The organism is Nitrospira sp. MA-1 (assembly GCA_032139905.1).
GTDB lineage: Bacteria > Nitrospirota > Nitrospiria > Nitrospirales > UBA8639 > Nitrospira_E.
This window is the reverse complement of sequence record JAQJDB010000007.1, coordinates 844,682-860,774: the sequence shown is the minus strand read 5'-3', so window position 1 is coordinate 860,774 and position 16,093 is coordinate 844,682. Positions and strand designations below refer to the sequence as shown.

Annotated in this window: 18 protein-coding genes; 13 read left to right on the top strand and 5 right to left on the bottom strand. The window is 52.3% G+C overall.

What is annotated here, in order from left to right; genetic code table 11:
- Window positions 1-8: 8 nt before the first annotated feature.
- Genes PJI16_16705 through PJI16_16695 form a run of 3 tightly spaced genes read right to left on the bottom strand, consistent with a single transcriptional unit; the run spans window position 9 to window position 4,812 of the window.
- Window positions 9-1,241, bottom strand: coding sequence for an osmoprotectant NAGGN system M42 family peptidase (locus PJI16_16705; GenBank protein ID MDT3779207.1), 1,233 nt, complete (start codon window positions 1,239-1,241; stop codon window positions 9-11).
- A gap of 24 nt (window positions 1,242-1,265) precedes the next feature.
- Window positions 1,266-3,026 (bottom strand): N-acetylglutaminylglutamine synthetase, encoded by a 1,761-nt coding sequence (ngg, locus tag PJI16_16700; protein MDT3779206.1) that lies wholly within the window; start codon window positions 3,024-3,026, stop codon window positions 1,266-1,268.
- A 13-nt stretch (window positions 3,027-3,039) separates the two neighbouring features.
- On the bottom strand, window positions 3,040-4,812 hold the full coding sequence (locus tag PJI16_16695; GenBank protein MDT3779205.1) for an N-acetylglutaminylglutamine amidotransferase: 1,773 nt from the start codon (window positions 4,810-4,812) through the stop codon (window positions 3,040-3,042).
- A gap of 356 nt (window positions 4,813-5,168) precedes the next feature.
- On the opposite strand from PJI16_16695, the gene PJI16_16690 reads away from it, so the two are divergent.
- The 12 genes from PJI16_16690 (at window position 5,169) to PJI16_16635 (ending at window position 13,450) form a co-directional block, all read left to right on the top strand.
- Window positions 5,169-5,912, top strand: coding sequence for an MBL fold metallo-hydrolase (locus PJI16_16690; protein MDT3779204.1), 744 nt, complete (start codon window positions 5,169-5,171; stop codon window positions 5,910-5,912).
- A gap of 222 nt (window positions 5,913-6,134) precedes the next feature.
- On the top strand, window positions 6,135-6,539 hold the full coding sequence (locus PJI16_16685) for a RidA family protein (protein MDT3779203.1): 405 nt from the start codon (window positions 6,135-6,137) through the stop codon (window positions 6,537-6,539).
- Between the two features lie 112 nt (window positions 6,540-6,651).
- Window positions 6,652-7,101: an OsmC family protein gene (locus PJI16_16680; protein MDT3779202.1), complete on the top strand. Its 450-nt coding sequence runs from the start codon at window positions 6,652-6,654 to the stop codon at window positions 7,099-7,101.
- A 110-nt stretch (window positions 7,102-7,211) separates the two neighbouring features.
- Complete coding sequence (locus PJI16_16675; protein ID MDT3779201.1) at window positions 7,212-8,471, top strand: RNA polymerase sigma factor; 1,260 nt, start codon at window positions 7,212-7,214, stop codon at window positions 8,469-8,471.
- A 225-nt stretch (window positions 8,472-8,696) separates the two neighbouring features.
- The gene (locus PJI16_16670; GenBank protein MDT3779200.1) at window positions 8,697-9,083 is read left to right on the top strand and encodes a YciI family protein; all 387 of its coding nucleotides are present in this window, start codon (window positions 8,697-8,699) and stop codon (window positions 9,081-9,083) included.
- Window positions 9,084-9,160: 77 nt separating this feature from the next.
- Complete coding sequence (locus PJI16_16665; GenBank protein MDT3779199.1) at window positions 9,161-9,532, top strand: YciI family protein; 372 nt, start codon at window positions 9,161-9,163, stop codon at window positions 9,530-9,532.
- A 200-nt stretch (window positions 9,533-9,732) separates the two neighbouring features.
- Entirely contained in the window at window positions 9,733-10,158 is a 426-nt protein-coding gene (locus tag PJI16_16660; GenBank protein MDT3779198.1) for a YciI family protein, read from the top strand.
- 60 nt (window positions 10,159-10,218) lie between these two features.
- Window positions 10,219-10,809, top strand: a complete 591-nt coding sequence (locus PJI16_16655; GenBank protein MDT3779197.1) for a DUF1579 domain-containing protein — start codon at window positions 10,219-10,221, stop codon at window positions 10,807-10,809.
- Between the two features lie 110 nt (window positions 10,810-10,919).
- Complete coding sequence (locus PJI16_16650; protein ID MDT3779196.1) at window positions 10,920-11,276, top strand: YciI family protein; 357 nt, start codon at window positions 10,920-10,922, stop codon at window positions 11,274-11,276.
- 89 nt (window positions 11,277-11,365) lie between these two features.
- Window positions 11,366-11,848, top strand: a complete 483-nt coding sequence (locus PJI16_16645) for a VOC family protein (GenBank protein ID MDT3779195.1) — start codon at window positions 11,366-11,368, stop codon at window positions 11,846-11,848.
- A 115-nt stretch (window positions 11,849-11,963) separates the two neighbouring features.
- Window positions 11,964-13,151, top strand: a complete 1,188-nt coding sequence (locus PJI16_16640) for an exo-alpha-sialidase (protein ID MDT3779194.1) — start codon at window positions 11,964-11,966, stop codon at window positions 13,149-13,151.
- Entirely contained in the window at window positions 13,148-13,450 is a 303-nt protein-coding gene (locus PJI16_16635; GenBank protein MDT3779193.1) for a MoaD/ThiS family protein, read from the top strand. The genes PJI16_16640 and PJI16_16635 overlap by 4 nt, the downstream gene beginning before the upstream one ends.
- Window positions 13,451-13,516: 66 nt before the next feature.
- Here PJI16_16635 and PJI16_16630 read toward each other — a convergent pair whose 3' ends face one another.
- Together PJI16_16630 and ada are read right to left on the bottom strand one after the other, a co-directional pair.
- Window positions 13,517-14,266: a 2OG-Fe(II) oxygenase gene (locus tag PJI16_16630; protein MDT3779192.1), complete on the bottom strand. Its 750-nt coding sequence runs from the start codon at window positions 14,264-14,266 to the stop codon at window positions 13,517-13,519.
- Complete coding sequence (gene ada / locus PJI16_16625; protein MDT3779191.1) at window positions 14,263-15,342, bottom strand: bifunctional DNA-binding transcriptional regulator/O6-methylguanine-DNA methyltransferase Ada; 1,080 nt, start codon at window positions 15,340-15,342, stop codon at window positions 14,263-14,265. The genes PJI16_16630 and ada overlap by 4 nt, the downstream gene beginning before the upstream one ends.
- Window positions 15,343-15,620: 278 nt before the next feature.
- Between ada and PJI16_16620 the strand changes: the two genes are divergently transcribed.
- Window positions 15,621-16,064, top strand: coding sequence for a hemerythrin domain-containing protein (locus PJI16_16620; protein ID MDT3779190.1), 444 nt, complete (start codon window positions 15,621-15,623; stop codon window positions 16,062-16,064).
- The last annotated feature ends 29 nt before the right edge of the window (window positions 16,065-16,093 follow it).

The following is a 16,093-nucleotide window of genomic DNA, read 5'->3' as shown; positions in this document are numbered from 1 at the left end:
TCACCCCATCATCGGTCTTCAGTCCCTGAACGCAATGAGTCATGTTGGTGTTCACCATGGCGTCGAACCATGTCCTCAAGAGTTTGAGGAAAAGAATGTTCTTCAATCGGTTGAGTGGGGAAATCATTATCGGACCCTAACGAATCGCGATCTCGCCAAAACACCGGTTCATTTTTCATATACACGACGAGTAACTTCGCAATAGCCTCAAGCCCACTCAGATGAGTTCGCTCATAGCCGTGGGAGGAATCGACCCCGAACGTAAGGAGGGCGGTCCGAATGTCATTTCCGGCCTCTACGGCCGACGCACTGTCACTTCTGTAGTCACAAAAGATGTCTCGTTGAAACGGAATGTCATGTTCGACACATAAGGCGATGAGCCGCCTGACCAGGTGATAATCAAAAGGCCCGGCTGAATCAGCCATGGCAATCGTCGCGCCGAATTCGCTTGAGGCTTGAAAGGGCGCGGGGGTGCCATTATCAATCGTGATCATTTCTGCCACATCACCATGTAAGATCGCTGATGCCCCGGATCCGACCTCTTCGGAAATCGTAAACAGTAAATGGCAATCCACAGGGAGCGTGACCCCGCTTTCAAGGATGGATTTGGCAGCCGCCAAGATGGTGGCCACTCCGGCTTTATCATCCAAATGCCGCGAGTTGATAAAACCATTGGGACTGATTTCAGGTGAGGGATCAATGGCAATAAAATCACCAATATGAATCCCGAGTCGTCGGAGATCCTCTTCGTTTGATAAGTGTTGGATATGTCCATTGGCGTCCGTAACCGTTTCATCAAGTCGAATTTCCAGATTCTTCCAGGACACCGGTTGGGTATCGATTTCATCACCATAGGTGTGCCCTGATGCTTTCAGAGGCAGGATGGTGCCACGATGCTTCTTTGTATCGGAAAAGACGGTCACGCGCGCACCCTCGGCAAACCGACTGGACCAGGTTCCGATCGGCACAATGGCCAGCCGGCCGTTGTTTTTGAGCCATTTAACCAAAGCCCCCAGGGTATCCAGATGAGCCACAATGGCTCGATCAGGTGTACTGACCTGTCCCGCCATTGTGGCTCGAATCGCTCCGCGCCGGGTGAGTTCGAAGGGAATCCCTAATTGCTTCAGTTCACCCGATACCGCATGGACAATTTGATCCGTATAGCCAGTCGGGCTCGGAATCACCAACAATTTTTGGAGAATATGCAGGAGATACTGAGTGTCAATTTTCGATTCGATCATACAATCCCCCATCACCCCAAAGGACTACCGCAATTTTGTGGGTGTCTTCGTTTGAGGAAACAACAGGTCGATAAATCGTTCTGCCGTCGGTTGCGGTTCATGATTGGCGAGACCGGGTCGCTCGTTTGCTTCAATAATGACATACTCAGGCTTGGAAACCGAGGCGACAATAAAATCAAATCCTACCACCGGGATAGCCAGCGCTTTGGCACCAACCACCGCCGCAGTGGCTAAATCAGGATGAAGCTTTCCTGTCACGTCATGAATGGTTCCTCCGGTATGGAGATTGGCCGTCTTACGCACCGTGAGGGTTTTGCCTTTTGGCAAAACCTCTGTAAGGGTAAAACCGCCCTCCTTCACACACCTCCTGGTTTCTCCGTCCAGAGGAATTCGACTTTCTCCGCCCGTCAATCGGGCCCGTCGCTGACTCTGCCGGTCAATCAATTCGGCAATCGAATGATGACCTGTCCCCGTGATTCGAGGTGGCCGTCGAACGGCAGCGGCAACCACTTCATAGTTGATCAACACAATGCGTAAATCCTCGCCTTTCACATATTGTTCCAGAATGACGGGATCACCACATTTACCGGCAAGGGTGATTGCGGACTCCATTTCCTTAACCCTCCGCACATCCACACTCACCCCGGCTCCCTGTTCCCCCATCGCCGGCTTGACAACAATCGATTGATACTGTTCAAGAAATTTGCCGTTGTGCTTCCGCCCATTGGCCTCCATCTGAGCTGGAACGGATAGACCGGCTTCCCGCAGCACCCGCCGCGTGAGGGTCTTATCCGCACAACGGCTCATCGCTATCGCCGTGGTCAATTCGGACAACGATTCCCGACAGGTAATGGACCGGCCCCCAAACGTCAAGCGGAAGTAGCTATTCTCGGCATCCAGGACATCGACGTCGATGCTTCGGCGCCTGGCCTCATTAACAATAATGGTGGCATAGGGGTTGAGTCGTTGATCCGGTGAGGGACCTGCAAACAATTTTTCATTAATGGTATTTCGCGTTTTCACCGCAAATACAGGAATTCGTCCAAAGCCCAGTTTCCGGTAGAGCGCAATGGCCTCATGGTTGTCATGCAGCACTGAGAGATCCACATAGTTGCACCCCCGGGCCTTCATCCGTTCGGCCGCATGACGAATCAACGCTTCCCCCACTCCGGGATGGTGGGCTTGAGGGTCAACAGCCAGACTCCAGATGCTACTGCCTTTTTCGGGATCGTCAAAAATCAGGCGATGATTCACAGCTAGGATAACGCCAATCACTTCATTCGTGGCCTGGTCTTTAGCGAGAAAATAGCAGAGCTTTTGGGAGCGGCGATGCCTCATAAGGATATCGGTGTCGGCCGTAACCATGCCCCGTGCCGCATAGATCCGATTCAACGCCGTGACATCGGCCTCCGACTGGATGGGAGTGATCACCATGCCTGATTTCTGATGTGCGACCGATTGATAATCAGCCAACCACAATCGAAACGTATGCGAAGGATCCAGAAACAGCTTATGCGGGCGCAGGGCCAGGACCACATGAGGATCCCGTAGATAAAAGGCAATATCCCTGTGGCCGGGACGTTCCTGCATCAGCGTGGAAGCCACCTCTTCGGGGCCTGTAAAGGTGTGGGCAAAAATGAGCCGCCCCCACCCGCAATCCAGGACCACTTTTGGTTTCACTCGCCGTCCCTGGTAGGTCGCCGGTCCAACTTCCCAGTTTTTGACCGTCGGCCCGATCGGTCGCTGACGAGGGCTCGTCATGTGAAGAGCTTGCGGGTTCTTCACAACATTGGGATCCTTAAATGCCATGGGACTGAAGCCACAGTTCCAATAATCCAAGCTGCCAAAGCTTTGACCCACGTAATGGTGTGAGATGATCATCCGGATTTTTTAACAATTCATCGATATAGTCCCGCTGAAAGATCTCGCGTTTCTGACTGGTCTCTGACACAAGCGCGTCTTTTACCATATTTAAATAAGGGCCACGAAGATATTTCAAGGCGGGAACGGGGAAATACCCCTTGGGACGATCAATGACCTCGGAAGGGATCACCCGACGGGCGACTTCCTTCAGAATGCCTTTTCCCCCTTGTGCAACTTTCATTTCTGCCGGCACTCGTGCGGCCAATTCGACGACTTCATGATCTAAAAACGGCACTCGCGCCTCCAAACTCCATGCCATCGTCATGTTGTCCACACGCTTGACCGGATCGTCAACTAACATAATGGTCGTATCAAGCCGGAGGGCCTTATCAATCGGTCGGGACGCTCCCGGTTGGGAAAAATGCTTCTCCACAAAACGATGACTGTGATCGTCTTCGTGAAACCGTGGATGAATGACTCGCTGAAATTCTTTCTGGTCCCGATCAAAAAACACCTGGCGATAGTCATCAACGGGACGTTGACTGTTCAAGAGGGGAGGATACCAGTGATATCCTGCGAAAATTTCGTCGGCGCCCTGACCACTTTGCACCACAGTGACATGCTTAGACACTTCTTTAGAAAGCAAATAAAACCCGATGGCATCGTGACTGACCATTGGCTCGGACATAGCATGAATGCAACTTGGCAGGTTGGGCAGAACGTGGGTCGTATCAACCGGAAGTTTGTGGTGTCGGGTCGAAAATTCGTTGGCAATGATATCAGAGTAGGAGAATTCGTCCCCCTTTTCCTCTGCCACCGTTTCAAACCCAATGGAAAACGTATTCAGGCCTGACGCGCCTTCAGCCGCTAACAGGCCCACGATAAGGCTCGAGTCCAACCCACCGGACAGAAGGACCCCCACGGGCACATCCGCAATAAGCCGTCGGCGGACAGCCGACCGTAAAACCTCATAAAGCCGGTCCTGCCAGTCTCGTTCTTTCAAGATCCTCTCATCTTCACGCGGCTCGAAGGAGAGTTGCCAATAGTGATGTTGGCGTCGTGCTCCCGTTGGCTCAATGACCATCATGGCGCCGGGCACTAATTTTCGAATGCTTTTCAGCAAGGTGTGTGGTGCAGGCACCACGGCGTGAAACATGAAATAGTGATGAAGAGCCACGGGATCCATCTCCGTGGAAACGTTTCCCCCCGCTAAGAGAGCCGGCAAGGTCGATGCGAATCGAAACCGCTGAGACGTTTCAGTATAATAGAGCGGTTTAATCCCCAAACGATCACGCGCCAGCACAACCCGCTCTGAATCTCTTTCCCAAATGGCAAACGCGAACATGCCGTTCAAGCGGCGAATAAAGTCTTCTCCCCACGCATGGTAGGCCTTGAGAATGACTTCAGTATCTCCCTGGGAAAAGAAGATATAGCCTTTTGACTCCAGCTCTTTTCTTAATTCCTTGTAGTTGTAAATCGCACCATTGAAGACAATACCAAGTCCCAATCTTGAATCCACCATGGGTTGTTGGGAAGCCTGGGTCAAATCAATCACCTTGAGCCGTCGGTGCCCGAACCCTAACCGCCCTTGAACGTACAGCCCGACGCCATCAGGACCACGGCTGGTCATAGTGGCATTCATAGCCATCAACTCCTGGGGATCGACGGGGTCATCTGAAAAATTGATCTGGCCTAGGATTCCGCACATATGTTCATCTTCCTTTGATTATCCGAAAATTCCCTTGCCGTATATGTGATCGTTGATGATCCCATAAAAACCCAAGCATCCGGAGCTTATCCCCTCCGAAGGGCATGCCCTCATCAAGGATTGTTCTTTTAGGAAATAACCCATTGTAAACGGGAATTGATGTCTAGCGGACGGGGAAATTTACCCTAATAATTATTCTCGACTTTGTCAAACGAATCTGATGGAAAGGCTCTCATTAAATGATAGAAAGTCCACTGTGCGAAGGTGCCTTCGGCATGATATTTTTACTCATTTAAGGAGGCACCGCTGGGGGACGTTTTCAACACCCTGCTGGAACAGGAGTTACAATGAAAAATATAACCAGAGTGACAGAGATTGCTCCCGACCACTATTCAATTTCTATCTATGTTCCCGAATTCAATCTGCGGTTTAACCACTTTCTGATCAAGGACGAGGAGCCGCTGCTGTTTCACACCGGGATGAAGCGGATGTTTCCGATGATACAGGAGGCAGTCGCACGCGTCATTGATCCGACCACGCTACGATGGATTTCATTCAGTCATTTCGAGGCGGATGAATGTGGGGCGCTCAACGAATGGCTGACCATCGCTCCACAGGCGGAACCGGTGTGCGGCCTGGTCGGGGCACTCGTCAGTGTGAACGACTTTTCTCATCGTCAGGCCCGCATGCTCGCGCATGACGAAATTCTGGAAACCGGAAAATATCGACTGCGGTTCCGCCAGACTCCGCATGTCCCGCATAATTGGGAAGCAGGCCTTTTATTCGAGGAGGTCACCCGTACCTTACTGTGCTCGGACCTGTTCTCTCATGAGGGAGATGTGGAGGCGGTGACCGAATCGGATATCGTCGAACCTGCCAAACGGGCGTTGATCGAAGGGCAGAACAGCGCGTTTGCCAATGCCTACCCCTACACTCCCTTGACTGAGCCAATACTGCATGGCCTGGCAGATCTCCAGCCAAAACAGTTGGCGCTCATGCATGGGTCCGTTTTCGTGGGAGATGGAAAACAAGCGCTTCACGACCTGACGTCCGTCATGCGGGAAATACTGGGGAAGAGCGCAGAGCGTTTGCCTCAATAAACACCTACAGACGTCTGTACCCTCAAGTGTCGAGGGTGGCCATGTTGATTTGGAGACATGGAGCTTGACCGAAGCCGTGATTCAATTGGACTCTCCGATACCAACAGGAATTAATGTCATCCGAATGGATATACTGAACAATCTTCATGTGTCATAAAGGAGCAAATGGTAAGCCAAGTCGTTTTTTGAGATCTGTTTTTCCATTAAAAAGGAGAGGGCCCTATGAACATCACACAAATCCGGATCGACCCCGATCCCTACGAACCCTATCGTCTTTCACAGGGTTATCGGGTCGGGGATCTGCTCTTTATCTCAGGCCAGACTGCCATCGATACAAGCGGTCAGATTGTCGGCGTAGGCAACTTTGATGTCCAGGGAAAACAGACATTTGATAATCTTGAGCGGGTACTCCGTGCGGGAGGGTCGAGCTTACGGAACGTCATCAAAGTGACGATCTTCCTGACCGACATGACCCATTTCGATAAAATCGTGGAACTCCGCGGTCAACGGTTTACGCCTCCCTATCCCGCAGACACCATCGTGGAAGTCCGCTCCCTTTACTCCCCCGACGCGATGATTGAGATTGAAGCCATTGCCGTTGCCGATTCGGCGGCAGAGCGGAAATAATAGTCATTCGGGTAAAATAATCTGAGATGGAATATTTTGAGAATAATGCCGCCAGTGGCAATCGTCTGGAAGTCTGTTGGCCAAATATCACTTTCCCGAAAGGGGTTGAACGATGTCTGAGCATAAGATCACGGTAGAATGGAAGAGGGCATCGGAAGACTTTTCGTACGAGTCTTATAATCGAGACCATATCTTGGTATTTGAAGGTGGTATTCGAGTTCCTGCCTCGGCTGTTCCTGCCTATGGCGGGAATCCCGCTCATGTGAATCCTGAGGAAGCCTTCGTGGCGGCCTTGTCGAGCTGTCATATGCTCACTTTCCTGGCGATGGCAGCCAAGAAACGGTTCGTTGTAGATTGCTATATTGATCACGCCGTTGGATTATTGGAAAAAAATCAGAACAAAAAGCTTGCCATTACACGTGCCATTTTACGTCCTCAAGTGATGTTCGGTGGACCGACTCTTCCGACTCGGGAACAGATACACGCCCTCCATGAGCGAGCCCATAGCGAATGTTTCATTGCCAATTCAGTGACGACAGAGGTCACGGTTGAAGCAGAATAACCGTCAACTCCCTCTCTTATCCCCCACCAGCAGAGGCGAACGCTCGCCGGCACACCCGTCGCTTACCACAGTGGTTTTTCCGTACCTCTCCATGTGAGGCCTTTTCGATCATGAGTGAAAGATCCCCCAAACAGGTGCGGGAGGTGGTGGAGGAAGTGTACCGCACCGAATCACGACGGGTTCTTGCCACCTTAATCCGTCTGCTCGGCGATTTTGATGCGGCTGAAGAAGCGTTGCACGAGGCATTTGCGGTGGCGGTCGACCAATGGACCAGGGATGGTGTTCCCGCCAATCCGCGAACCTGGCTTGTGTCGACCGGTCGTTTCAAAGCGATCGATGGGATTCGGCGACGGACCAGGTTTGACGCCTCGCTTGCGGAATTCGCCACGCAGTTGGAAGCCGGCATTCATGACCCTCAAGAGAATACGGATGACAGTATCGACGACGACCGGTTACGTTTGATCTTTACCTGCTGCCATCCGGCTCTTTCATCCGAAGCTCAAGTGGCGATGACTCTCCGGGAGGTTTGTGGCCTGACGACGGAAGAAATCGCGAAAGCTTTTCTCACATCCCCGCCCACGGTGGCTCAGCGGATCGTTCGCGCTAAAGCCAAAATTCGCAAGGCACGCATACCCTATGAGGTACCTTCGGAGACCGCTTTGCCGGACCGTCTGGATGCGGTGCTGCGGGTGATCTACCTCGTGTTTAACGAAGGATACTCTGCCTCTTCAGGGGAATCTCTCACACGTCATGACCTCTCGGCTGAAGCTATTCGACTGGGACGTTTACTGTTGGAATTACTGCCGGACGGCGAAGCGATAGGGCTCTTGGCATTAATGCTCCTTCATGACTCACGCCGCGCCGCACGCATCTCTCGAACGGGAGATCTGATTCTGCTTGAGGACCAGGATCGTTCGTTGTGGAACCGGGATCAGATCAGGGAAGGGGCAACCCTGGTAGGACAGGCCTTTGCTTCAGGCCAGATCGGCCCTTATACCATCCAAGCCGCGATTTCCGGGGTGCATTCCCAGGCCGCACACCCCAAGGCCACGGACTGGCCTCAAATCGTGTCACTCTACGACCTGTTGATGCAGGCGTCCCCTTCACCTGTGGTAGAACTGAATCGCGCCGTCGCGGTGGCCATGCGTGACAGTCCACTGGCGGGTCTTACCCTCATCGACGCGATCCTGACGCGAGGGGACCTTCATAACTATTACTTAGCACATTCGGCGAGAGCGGAACTCTGCCGGCGATTGGGCCGAACTGCGGAAGCCAAGTCGGCCTATGAACGGGCTCTCTGTCTCACTCAGCAGAAACCGGAAAAGCGATTTCTTGAACAACGGCTGGCCCTATTACAAGATGGCAATTAATCCCCCTCCCCTTCCGTATCAATAGTGACGACCAGAAACTTTTCTGAATTCAAATGACCAGAGCATCGTCACCCACAACATCTTGTTGAGAATTATTTGAAGCTCCCTATTCCTAGAGTACCGGATTCACAGATAGAACCTATAAGACCCCATTGTCGAATTTGATCCTCCTAAACGACTAACTGACAACAATACCAATTCACCACCATTCGGAGGTCAGAAGTCATGAAATATCTTCTCTTTTGTTGCCACGAGGAAAAGAAGCTGGACAGCATGTCCAAAAGTGAGGGCGATGCTCTCATGAACGAAACGTTGGCCTACTGCGAGAAACTTCGAAAGAGCGGCCAACTCCTTTTGGCAAATCCCCTTGAACCGGTCGGGATGGCCATGACCGTGCGGGTCCGCAACGGCGGAATGTCCCTCACCGATGGCCCCTTCGCCGAAACGAAGGAGCAGATTGGCGGGTTTTTCCTGATCGAGGCCAGGGACATCAATCAGGCTGTTCAGATCGCCTCCAAGTTTCCATCAGTGAGGCTTGGGAGTATGGAGGTTCGGCCGGTGAGGGACCTGCCCAGGCAAGGGATGGAAGCGGAATCTTGTCAGAAGGAGTAGATTTTTATGAGGAACAATGAGATCGGGGAAAATCCATATGATCATTCCTGGCATAACCACCTGATAGAGGCATTCACATGAAATACCTGTTGTTGGTTCACCATGACGAAGACGCATTCAGGGCAATGAGTGAGACCATCCGTAAGGAGATGCTTGAGGAATCCGTGCAACTCACTCATCAGCTCCACAACAAGGGGCAGTATCTGAGTGCGTCGCCGCTTCATCCGGCATCGACGGCTGTCCTCGTTCGTGTGCGCGAAGGCAAGCCATTGGTGACTGACGGTCCTTTCGTGGAAACACGCGAGCAACTGGCGGGATACTTTTTGATCAATGCCAAGGATTTTGACGAGGCGATCGGTATCGCCTTGCGGGTTCCAGGAGCACGCATTGGCACCGTCGAGGTGCGTCCGTTGATTGAGGTCTCCGGTCTTCCCACTGAGGAATGTTGATGATTATGAAAGGAACCAGTTCAATCCTGTCCAAGCTGCCTTGTGGCTCTATGATCAGAAACACATGGTTACAGAGCGGCAACTACAGGAGGTTTTTTTGAAATGTCGATTTTACCAGCCCCCGTTCGACAAACAAGGAGAATCCGGATAAGGCTATTTTAGAATCCAGTTTAATGTACTAAAGCCAAGGAGACTGAGTGATGCGATTCATGATTATTGTCAAAGCCACCAAAGAGTCTGAAGCCGGTGTGATGCCTAGCGGGCAACTTCTTACTGAGATGGGAAAATTCAACGAGGAACTGGTAAATGCCGGCGTCATGCTGGCGGGAGATGGGCTCCATCCGAGTTCAAAAGGCGCGCGCGTGCAATTTTCAGGAAATAAGCGAACAGTTATCGACGGACCCTTTGCCGAGACCAAGGAACTGATCGCCGGCTATTGGGTCTGGCAGGTGAATTCGAAAGAAGAGGCAATCGAATGGGTCAAGCGTTGTCCGAATCCTGCAGGTGATGACAAAGAAGGCGAGATTGAGATTCGCCAACTCTTCGAGGCGGAGGACTTCGGACCGGAGTTCACGCCAGAGCTGAGGGAGCAAGAGGAGCACCTTCGCAAAAAATTGTCTTCATAAAAGTACAACATGACCTACTTACTTCAATAGTTTTCATTATCTAATCACAAGGAGGCGTCTATGCGTTTGACAACCATCACATTCACCTGTCTCTGTATGGTTCTGACGGCAATTCCAGGGTTCGCCACAGACAAAGAAAAGCAGATGGACCCACAAGCCATGATGGAGATGTACAAGAAGCTGGCTGCTCCAGGGGAACCGCACAAATTGTTTGCCAGCCTTGCCGGGAGCTGGACGACCAAATCCAAAGAATGGATGGAACCAGGCAAGCCTCCCACAGAATCGACCGGCACCGCAGAAATGAAAATGTTGCTGGACGGACGCTATCTCTACCAAGCTTACACTGGTCAAATGATGGGACAACCATTCTCCGGGATTGGAATCGACGCCTACGACAACATCACCAAGAAATATGTCACGGCCTGGATGGATACGATGGGGACGGGGATTTTCATCATGGAAGGGACGGCGAGCGACAATGGCAAGACCATTACGCTGAATGGATCGCATCCTGAGCCGGGCGGAGGGCAAATGACGCATCGGGCGGTCTGGAAGATCGTCGATAACAATACCACAACGTTTGATATGTATGGGACTCATCACGGCGGCAAGGAAATGAAGATCATGGAGATCACCTATACCAGGCAGTAGCGGGACGCAAAACCCTATCGTTGCTATTTGTCGCAGGGGTCGCCCTTTTAACCAGAAAGGGTTGCGGCATTCGAGTATTGGCGTTCATTCTTTCGAATGGAGGAATTCATATGAAATACATGCTGTTGATTTACGGAACTGATCAGGCATGGGACGAGGCCGGACGTGAAAAGTGTTACAAAGAATCCACGGAGCTTGCACACCGACTCAAAGCTGAAGGAAATTATCTGGCGGCCGCTCCTCTGCATCCTGTCACTATGGCGACCAGCATCCGTATACGAGATGGCAATCGGCTCATCACCGATGGTCCGTTTGCTGAAACACGAGAACAACTGGGCGGTTACTTTCTTATCGAAGCCAAGGATCTGGATGAGGCAATGAACATCGCCGCACAAATCCCGGGGGCCCGGGTGGGCACGGTCGAAATCCGACCGGTTTTAGAGATTGGAGGTTTGCCAACGGAATAGGGACCTGCCGCTAAGAGTACAATGGCAGCCGGCAGGTCGCGAGGTTGACAAACAGATCATATTAACGCTCAGCAAAGGCGCAAAACATGATGCAGAAAATTAGCCCGTGTTTGTGGTTCGATAATCAGGCTGAAGAGGCGGTGAATTTTTATGCGTCGATTTTCAAGAATACCAAGATAGGAAATATCACCCGTTATGGAGAGGAAGGCGCAAAGGTTTCCGGTAGACCCAAGGGATCAGTGATGACCGTCACATTCCAGCTCCACGGGCAAGAATTTATGGCCTTAAATGGAGGACCGCATTTCACATTTACGGAAGCCGTATCGTTTATCGTGAATTGTCAGACACAAGAAGAGATTGACGAGCTATGGGAAAAGCTCTCCGAAGATGGTGAAAAAGGGCAGTGCGGTTGGCTGAAAGACAAGTATGGTCTGTCATGGCAAATTGTTCCCACTGTACTGAGCGAAATGATGCAAAGCCACGATCCCGAGAAAACGAATAGAGTCATGAGTGCCCTCCTTCAAATGAAGAAACTTGACATCAAACGGCTACAGGAGGCTTACGAACAATAGGTCACGACGCCTCGATCACAACGGCCAACACGATTGATAGAGGGACGGAATAGGCTCTCATTAGTCATATAAACTTTATACGATGATCGCCCGAATTTTCAGAAAGGAGTGAGGTATGAGTGGAGTACGAGTGCTTGTTGGAACACGCAAAGGTGCGTTCGTGCTGACATCGGACGGCAAACGCAAGCAGTGGGACGTTAACGGCCCCTTTTTTGGTGGATGGGAATTGTTTCACGTAAAGGGATCTCCAGCCGATCCCAATCGGTTGTATGCCTCGCAGTCGAGCAGCTGGTTCGGGCAGATCATCCAACGATCCGATGATGGCGGCAAAACCTGGTTTCAACCGGGAACACCACCCGGCGAGCCGACCACGGACCCGGACGGCACGCCCAAGGGGGAGAGCAACAAGTTCGTGTATGACAGCTCAATGGAAACGGGACAACCTCTCACCACCCATCAGTGGTACGATGGCACGCAGCGTCCCTGGGAGTTCAAGCGTGTCTGGCATCTGGAGCCATCGCTGACCGATCCGGACACGATATACGCAGGGGTTGAGGATGCGGCCATTTTCCGTTCCACCGACGGCGGACAGACATGGCAGGAGCTTCCCGGCCTGCGCAGCGCTAAAGGGAACCTTTGGCAACCGGGCGCCGGGGGAATGTGCCTGCATACCATTCTTCTGGATCCCGGCAATCCGGAAAGGATATTCGTCGCCATTTCGGCAGCCGGCACCTTTCGAACCGAGAACGGAGGCAAGACATGGCAGCCGGTCAACCGCGGACTGAAATCGCCCTATGAACTTCCCGACCCTACTGCCGAAGTCGGCCACTGTGTGCACTGTATCGCCAAACACCCGTCGCGCCCGAATGTGCTCTTCATGCAAAAGCACTGGGATGTGATGCGTAGCGATGACGCAGGCGAGTCGTGGCATGAAATCAGTGGAGACTTGCCCTCCGATTTCGGATTCCCCATTGCCGTGCATGCCCATGAGCCGGAAACCATCTACGTGGTACCGATCAAGAGCGACTCCGAACATTATCCGCCGGAGGGGAAACTGCGCGTCTACCGCAGTCGAACGGGCGGGAACGAATGGGAAGGGCTGACAAAAGGATTGCCGCAACAGGACTGCTACGTCAATATCTTGCGAGATGCCATGGCCGTCGACTCGCTCGAACCCTGCGGGATCTATGTCGGCACCACCGGCGGACAGGTGTATGCTTCGGCTGATTCAGGAGACAGCTGGATGCCCATCGTCCGCGATCTTCCACCCGTATTATCGGTCGAAGTCCAGGCGTTACCGTGAACACAATTCGAGTTATCCTTCCAGCCCATTTGCGAACACTTGCACGTATCGACGGTGAGGTGAACCTGGAATTGGGGGGTCAGGTCACGCAACACTCCGTCCTCAACACACTCGAAACCCGTTACCCGATGTTGCGGGGGACAATTCGTGACCAGGTGACACAACAGCGCCGACCGTTTATCAGGTTCTTTGCCTGCGGGCAGGATCTGTCCCATGAACCACCGGACGCCCCGTTACCTGACGCGATCACAAACGGAGAAGAGCCCTTTCTGATTGTCGGGGCCATGGCCGGCGGCTAAGCACCGGCAAGGGTATTCCTTGTCACGACCACCAAATTCCGTTTGGGTGGAAATTCTCCATCCGGGTTACCTGGCGTCGTGGAAAATTATCCCGACTGTATAGCGTTGCCCTGAGCGAACGCGGCTAACCCCATGCCGAAGGTTCACACGATACCAGCCCCTTCCCCCTCGCACAGGGCGATGATGAACCGCGAACAAGACGCCATCGCCCTGTCGGAGGGGGACAACTATCGGCCGGGATTGCATTCGTGGTCGCTGCTCGGTCATCACAAATTCCCCACCCGTAAAATCCGCCTGAGGATTAGATAGGAGAATGGCAAGCTGAAGGGGAAACACATGTGGGCCATAGAGATCCTGATGCAGACAATTGTAATCGTCGGCTTCATATTTGAGTATGATCGGTGTGGGCTTATCCTGGCCGGCTTGGTGACAGCGAGCGAGGAATTCCGCATGCGTCGTCGGATAGCTCACCTCGATGCCCATGGCCGTATTCCACCGGTTGGCGATCGGGACCAGATGAGGGTATACACTCCTTCGGAGTTGTTCGATGAGACCAGGAAGCGGATACCGGAAATACTGATATTCTCCACGGCCAAACCCATGGCGGCTCATCACAATACGGTTGCGGAATATCTCATCGCGGGAGTACAACGAGACCAAGGAGTGACATTCTTTCGGAGCGAGAAGGTGTTCGATCACGGCGTATCCGTGGGCGTCGAGGTCAGGCGACAACTGGTCCCAATCCAACCGCCTCACTCGTTCAGATAGACTGTTGTGCAAGGCAATGGGAGATGTTGGTTGCCCCACCACCTTCATGTCGGTCTCTCCCGTTCCAGCAATACTCGTTTCCGTTCAATACTCCAGCGATAGCCTGAGAGTTCGCCATTGGTACGCACGACACGATGACAGGGAATCGCGACAGCTAAGGGATTGGCACCGCAGGCCCGAGCCACAGCCCGGATCGATGTCGGCGACCCGATTCTCCCGGCGATGTCGGCATAGCTTGCCGTTGAGCCGGCCGGAATTCCCTGCAAGGCCTTCCAGACCCGTTGCTGAAACGCCGTACCACGCACGTCCAGTGGCAAATCCAGACTTCGCGCAGGGGCTTCGATAATACCGACTACTTTTTCGACAAGGTGGTCAAAACCAGCATCTCCCTGGATGAGATGAGCGTGAGGGAACTGGTTTTGCAAATCACGCGTCAATTGCTCAGGATCATCACCAAGAAAGATCGCACAGACGCCGCGTTCACTGTTGGCGACAAGAATCGACCCAAGAGAACATTTCCCCACCCCAAACCGTATTGTGGTCCATGCGCCTCCGGCCCGGTATGTGGAAGGTGTCATCCCCAAGACGTCATTGGCGTTTTCATAAAATCTCCCGCTGGAATTATATCCGGCCTCGTAGATTGCATCTGTCACGCTGCCCCTCCCCTGTAATTGAGTCCTCACACGATTGGCACGAAGTGCGGTCACATATTCTTTCGGCGTCACACCCGTGATCGCCTTAAACAGCCGATGAAAATGATAGATGCTCAGACCTGCATTCGTGGCCAATTCTTTGAGACTCGGTGCCTTTCCAGATTTCTCAATGAACCGGCATGCCGCGATGACAGTTTGGGTATGTCGGTTTCCCCATGCAGGTTGATTAGGGATGCAACGCTTACAGGGACGGAAACCAGCCTTCTCGGCACCTTCCCGCGAAGCATGGAATCGGACATTTTCAGGCCGCGGCAAACGAGATGGGCAGGACGGGCGGCAGTACACTCCGGTGGTTTTGACGGAATAGTAGAATGTGCCGTCGGCTTTCAGATCGCGGGAAACTACGCTGGCCCAACGAGGGTCATGTGCCGTTGCGACCAAAAGCCGGGCTTGGTTCGCTGTATGTTTCACGACGACCCCCTGTTGAAGACTCGAATGTTGAAAGCATAATTTACCAAGAAACCTCCCCGCCCGGACATTCCTCATTTCCGGATCAATTTTTCTTATACAGAATTCGCGGACAGAGGACACTCCGTTTCTTGCTTTCCAATTCGCATTTCCCATAAGGCTCCAGGGTTCTTACCAGTTCACGTGTATGAAGGAACAAGATTATTCTTCGATCAAGAAATCGAGGGTTTATTATTTTACAGTAGGTAATCATCGGTCATTGACCGGAAAGGAAGCGGGGAATGGACATTTTTCAAATCTTAAAAAAGGACCACCAAAAGGCAAAGGACTTATTTAAAAAATTGGAAGGAACCGGCCCGCGTGCCACCAAAAGCCGTGAAAAGTTATTTTCACAATTAAAGAATGACCTCGAAGCCCATTCGCATGGGGAAGAAGTCGCGTTCTATCCTGCCTTAAGAGAAAATGCAGAGATGGTAGACCTCATTAATGAAGCCACGGAGGAGCATGCAGAGGTCGCCAATCTTCTGGAAGAACTGGAGGAGCTGGGGCCGGAATCCGAGGAATGGGACTCAAAACTTTCCCAGCTCAAAAAAAATGTCCTGCACCATGTCAAAGAGGAAGAAGGGGAAATTTTCAAAAAGGCCAAAGAGATTTTGGAAAAGGAAGAAATACAGACCATAGGGAAAGAATTCCAAGAAGCAAAAAAACAAGCCACGGCGAGTTAATGCTTTGTTTATATACTCCCACGGAGGGG

Coding starts and splice junctions, on each gene's coding strand:
- PJI16_16620 (MDT3779190.1), top strand. CDS start 15,621: ATGGACATTTTTCAAATCTTAAAAAAGGACCACCAAAAGGCAAAGGAC.
- PJI16_16650 (MDT3779196.1), top strand. CDS start 10,920: ATGAAATACATGCTGTTGATTTACGGAACTGATCAGGCATGGGACGAG.
- PJI16_16655 (MDT3779197.1), top strand. CDS start 10,219: ATGCGTTTGACAACCATCACATTCACCTGTCTCTGTATGGTTCTGACG.
- PJI16_16705 (MDT3779207.1), bottom strand. CDS start 1,241: ATGATCGAATCGAAAATTGACACTCAGTATCTCCTGCATATTCTCCAA.
- PJI16_16685 (MDT3779203.1), top strand. CDS start 6,135: ATGAACATCACACAAATCCGGATCGACCCCGATCCCTACGAACCCTAT.
- PJI16_16645 (MDT3779195.1), top strand. CDS start 11,366: ATGCAGAAAATTAGCCCGTGTTTGTGGTTCGATAATCAGGCTGAAGAG.
- PJI16_16640 (MDT3779194.1), top strand. CDS start 11,964: ATGAGTGGAGTACGAGTGCTTGTTGGAACACGCAAAGGTGCGTTCGTG.
- PJI16_16630 (MDT3779192.1), bottom strand. CDS start 14,266: ATGAAGGTGGTGGGGCAACCAACATCTCCCATTGCCTTGCACAACAGT.
- PJI16_16665 (MDT3779199.1), top strand. CDS start 9,161: ATGAAATACCTGTTGTTGGTTCACCATGACGAAGACGCATTCAGGGCA.
- PJI16_16695 (MDT3779205.1), bottom strand. CDS start 4,812: ATGTGCGGAATCCTAGGCCAGATCAATTTTTCAGATGACCCCGTCGAT.
- PJI16_16680 (MDT3779202.1), top strand. CDS start 6,652: ATGTCTGAGCATAAGATCACGGTAGAATGGAAGAGGGCATCGGAAGAC.
- PJI16_16660 (MDT3779198.1), top strand. CDS start 9,733: ATGCGATTCATGATTATTGTCAAAGCCACCAAAGAGTCTGAAGCCGGT.
- PJI16_16675 (MDT3779201.1), top strand. CDS start 7,212: ATGAGTGAAAGATCCCCCAAACAGGTGCGGGAGGTGGTGGAGGAAGTG.
- PJI16_16670 (MDT3779200.1), top strand. CDS start 8,697: ATGAAATATCTTCTCTTTTGTTGCCACGAGGAAAAGAAGCTGGACAGC.